The organism is Luteitalea sp., from assembly GCF_044337415.1.
Taxonomy (GTDB): Bacteria; Acidobacteriota; Vicinamibacteria; order Vicinamibacterales; family Vicinamibacteraceae; genus Luteitalea.
In genome coordinates this window covers 1-3,296 of record NZ_JBIINP010000343.1, presented here as the reverse complement: position 1 = coordinate 3,296, position 3,296 = coordinate 1, and the positions used below count along the sequence as shown (strand labels likewise).

Annotated in this window: 4 protein-coding genes and 1 pseudogene; 1 reads left to right on the top strand and 4 read right to left on the bottom strand. The window is 69.8% G+C overall.

All coding sequences use genetic code 11. The features are described from left to right. Positions 1-41: 41 nt before the first annotated feature. Complete coding sequence (locus ACIRDX_RS22040) at positions 42-542, bottom strand: YeeE/YedE thiosulfate transporter family protein (protein ID WP_396627569.1); 501 nt, start codon at positions 540-542, stop codon at positions 42-44. Between the two features lie 10 nt (positions 543-552). Continuing rightward, entirely contained in the window at positions 553-1,110 is a 558-nt protein-coding gene (locus ACIRDX_RS22035) for a YeeE/YedE family protein (protein ID WP_396627568.1), read from the bottom strand. A gap of 233 nt (positions 1,111-1,343) precedes the next feature. Here ACIRDX_RS22035 and ACIRDX_RS22030 point away from each other — a divergent pair, with 233 nt between their 5' ends. Further along, positions 1,344-2,528 carry a rhomboid family intramembrane serine protease gene (locus ACIRDX_RS22030; RefSeq protein WP_396627567.1) on the top strand — a complete coding sequence of 395 codons (1,185 nt, stop codon included), beginning with the start codon at positions 1,344-1,346 and terminating at the stop codon, positions 2,526-2,528. 126 nt (positions 2,529-2,654) lie between these two features. On the opposite strand, the gene ACIRDX_RS22025 is transcribed toward ACIRDX_RS22030, so the two are convergent. Both ACIRDX_RS22025 and ACIRDX_RS22020 read right to left on the bottom strand, forming a co-directional pair. After that, positions 2,655-2,852: a hypothetical protein gene (locus ACIRDX_RS22025; protein ID WP_396627566.1), complete on the bottom strand. Its 198-nt coding sequence runs from the start codon at positions 2,850-2,852 to the stop codon at positions 2,655-2,657. Positions 2,853-2,861: 9 nt separating this feature from the next. Further along, positions 2,862-3,296, bottom strand: a pseudogene (locus ACIRDX_RS22020) (Na+/galactose cotransporter); the annotation flags it as partial.

Below are 3,296 nucleotides of genomic sequence, written 5' to 3'. Positions count from 1 at the left end.
GCCCCCAGCCCCAAGCCCCAGCCCAGCCCCCGATGTGCCGACTAGGGCAGCCGCGACTGCAGCGTGCCGTACGCCCACGTGCCGAGCGTGGCGGCGACCAGCGCGACCACGTACTCGGTGCGCCCGGCGCCGATCAGCGTGAAGATCGGCCCGGGGCAGGCCCCGAGCAGGGCCCAGCCGAGCCCGAACACGAGGCCGCCGAGCAGGTGCTTCGCCATGGGCGTCGACGCCGTGGCCGCGTCGTCAGCGATGGCGCGTGCCGCGGCGCTGGCCGGCGCCAGGCGCGCGATCAGCCACCGGCCCGCCACCGCCACCGCGATGGCGACGCCGATGATGCCGAACATGTGCACGCTCTGGAACCTGAACATCTCCTGGATGCGGAACCACGAGAGCACCTGCGCCTGCATGAACAGGATGCCGAGGCCGGTGCCGGCCACGACGTAGCCGGCCAGCGCGCGGGCTCGTTCGCGCGGCGCGTTGCCGTCGCGCGTCGTCACATCGTCGTCCTGCCGCAGGTGGTCGCTGGAGAGGGGCGCGTTCATCGGTCCGTCCCTAGAGAAGCCACGGCAGCAGGACGTGGGTCATCAGCAGGCCGCCGGCGAAGAAGCCGACGACGGCGAGCAGGGACGAGGCGCGGAAGGCCGCGAGGCCGGAGATGGCATGGCCCGAGGTGCAGCCGCCGGCCCATCGCGCGCCGAAGCCGACCAGGAAGCCGCCGACCCCGAGTGTGAGCCAGCCTTGCGCCGTGGCGAGGGCCGTCCAACTCGCCAACTCGCGTGGCGCCACGCCACCGAGGTCGGTCAGCCCGAGGGCGCGGAGATCCGCGACCGTCGCGGCCGAGATCGCGACGTCTGGCGACTCCGTGAGGAAGGTCGCCGCGATCCAGCCTCCCAGCACCAGGCCTGCCGCGAAGGCGAGGTTCCACGCACCGTCGCGCTTCCAGTCATACCGGAAGAGCGGCGCGCGTACCCCGGCCATGGCGCACAGGTGCCGGAGGTTCGCCGAGATGGCGAATCGTCTACCGCCGATCAGGAACAGGACCGGCACGACCAGGCCGATCAGCAGGCCCGAGATGGCCCAGGGCCAGGGCGTCGTGGTGAGCGCGTGCATGGGACGTGGACTCCTTCCCCAATCCTAGCCGCTCGGCCGTGGCAATCCGGCCGCGCATGACGCAGTGATGCCCGGGCATGACACAGGCGGGGCGAGTGTGCCGATCTGCAGGGCAGTTGCGGCCTCTCCATTCTGAACTCTGAACTCTGCATTCAGGTTGCTGGCCTTGTCAGCCACCTGTCTAGACCTTTGGCCTGCGGCATGAGACATGAGGCATGAGGCATGATGACCCCGTGCTTCCCCTCAGCGACGCGCCGAACCCGTCACGAACGCCGATCGTCACGTACCTCCTGATCGCCGCGAATGTGCTGGTGTTCCTCCTGTTCACGTTGCCGCAGTCAGGCGTCGCGGCCACCCAGGGCGACCCGCGGCTCGAGACCTACGTGGAGGTGCTGCGCGAGTCGCTGCCGTCGACCGTGTCGATGCGCGAGATCCTCGGGTCGGTCAGCCTGTACGACCTGTTCACGTTCGAGCATGGCTACAAGCCGGGCGCGCCGCAGGTCACGGACCTGTTCGCCGCGATGTTCCTGCACGGCGGGTTCATGCACCTGTTCGGGAACATGCTGTTCCTCTGGATCTACGGCGACAACGTCGAGCATCGGCTCGGTCGCTTCTGGTACCTGATCGCGTACCTGGCGACGGGCATCGCCGCCACGCTGTTCTTCGCGGTGCTGTCGCCCGGATCGATGATCCCCATGGTCGGCGCCTCGGGTGCGATCTCGGGCGTGCTCGGCTTCTACTTCTGGTGGTTCCCGAAGAACGTCGTCCGCGTGCTGCTGCTGTTCTTCCCGTTCCTGGTGCGCGTGATCGAGGTGCCCGCGCGCATCGTGCTCGGCCTGTACCTGTTCATGGACAACATCCTGCCGATGCTGCTGGCGGGTGGGGATGGCGGGGGCGGCGTGGCGCATGGCGCGCACATCGGCGGGTTCGTCGCCGGGGTGGCGGGGGCATGGCTGCTGAACCGGCGCGAGGTGGACGGCACGCCACAGGAGTACCAGGCCGAGGTGCGGGGCCTGTCGATGCCGCGCAATGCGGTCGTGGCGGCCCTGCGCGCGGGCGACATGCCTGCGGCGGCCCGCGGCTACTTCGCGCTGGCGCCGCGCGAGGCGGAAGCGGCGCTCGGACCGGCCGACTCGCTCACGCTCGGCTCCTGGCTGGCTGCCAACGGGCACGCGCAGGCGGCGGTCACCGTGTACCAGCGGCTGGTGCGCCACGACCCGACGGGCCCGGCGGCGGCCGAGGCGCATGTGGGTGCCGGCAGCGCGCTCCTGGAGCATCTCGGGCAGCCGGCCGTGGCCTACCAGCACTTCATGGATGCGCTCGCGGCGTCTCCCGATGCACGCACGGCAGCAGCGGCGCAGGCCGGGCTGCACGCCATCGGGGCGATGCAGAAGTTCCCGGCCAGACGATTCTCGTAATTCGAAATTTGACATTCGAAATTCTCGGCGTCTCGACCTCCGGTCTTCGCCGCTCGCGGCATCACGAGGCGACAGGCCGGAGGCCGTCGCCCCGGAATTTCAAATGTCGAATTTCACATTGCCAACTCAGCGGGGTGTGGCGCGCCTCGCGAGCGCGAGCATCACGGCCCCGCAGGCGACCATCACCAGGCCCCACCACAGGTTCATGTTGATGCCGAGCGACCGCGCGTAGATCGCCGGGTCGGAGACGACCCCGTACCCGGCCAGGATCACGCCGAGCGCGAGGAGCAGCAGGCCCATCGGCCACCGGATGTCGAGTCCCATCGGCGTCTCCTACCAGAACACCACGTTGAGCACCGCCACGGCCGCCAGCACGGCGACGCCGAGACCCTCCGGGGTCTGCCACCAGGGCAGGTTCTCCTTCGGCAGGCGTGGCGTGAGCGAGTACACGAGGCCGCGCAGGTCGTCGTCGGTCTTCTGGCGGCGCGTCAGCAGCGAGATCACGATGGTGAGGCCGAAGCAGATCGACCACGCCCAGATCGCCGTCCAGAAGTTCTGCGCCATCTCGCTCGGGTAGGCATGCATGAGGCCGAGCCAGCCGCCCTTGATGCCGACCGGTGCGTTGGCGGGCAGGGTCAGCCCGTGATGCAGCGCCGCGGCCACGGTGCCCGAGAGCAGGCCCCAGAACGCGCCGTGGCCGGTCGCGCGCTTCCAGAACATGCCCAGCAGGAACGTCGCGAACAGCGGCGCGTTCACGAAGGCGAACAC

What these genes read in the sequence shown, in the direction of transcription:
- ACIRDX_RS22040 (WP_396627569.1), bottom strand. Translation starts at nt 542, where the DNA reads ATGAACGCGCCCCTCTCCAGCGACCACCTGCGGCAGGACGACGATGTG.
- ACIRDX_RS22035 (WP_396627568.1), bottom strand. Translation starts at nt 1,110, where the DNA reads ATGCACGCGCTCACCACGACGCCCTGGCCCTGGGCCATCTCGGGCCTG.
- ACIRDX_RS22025 (WP_396627566.1), bottom strand. Translation starts at nt 2,852, where the DNA reads ATGGGACTCGACATCCGGTGGCCGATGGGCCTGCTGCTCCTCGCGCTC.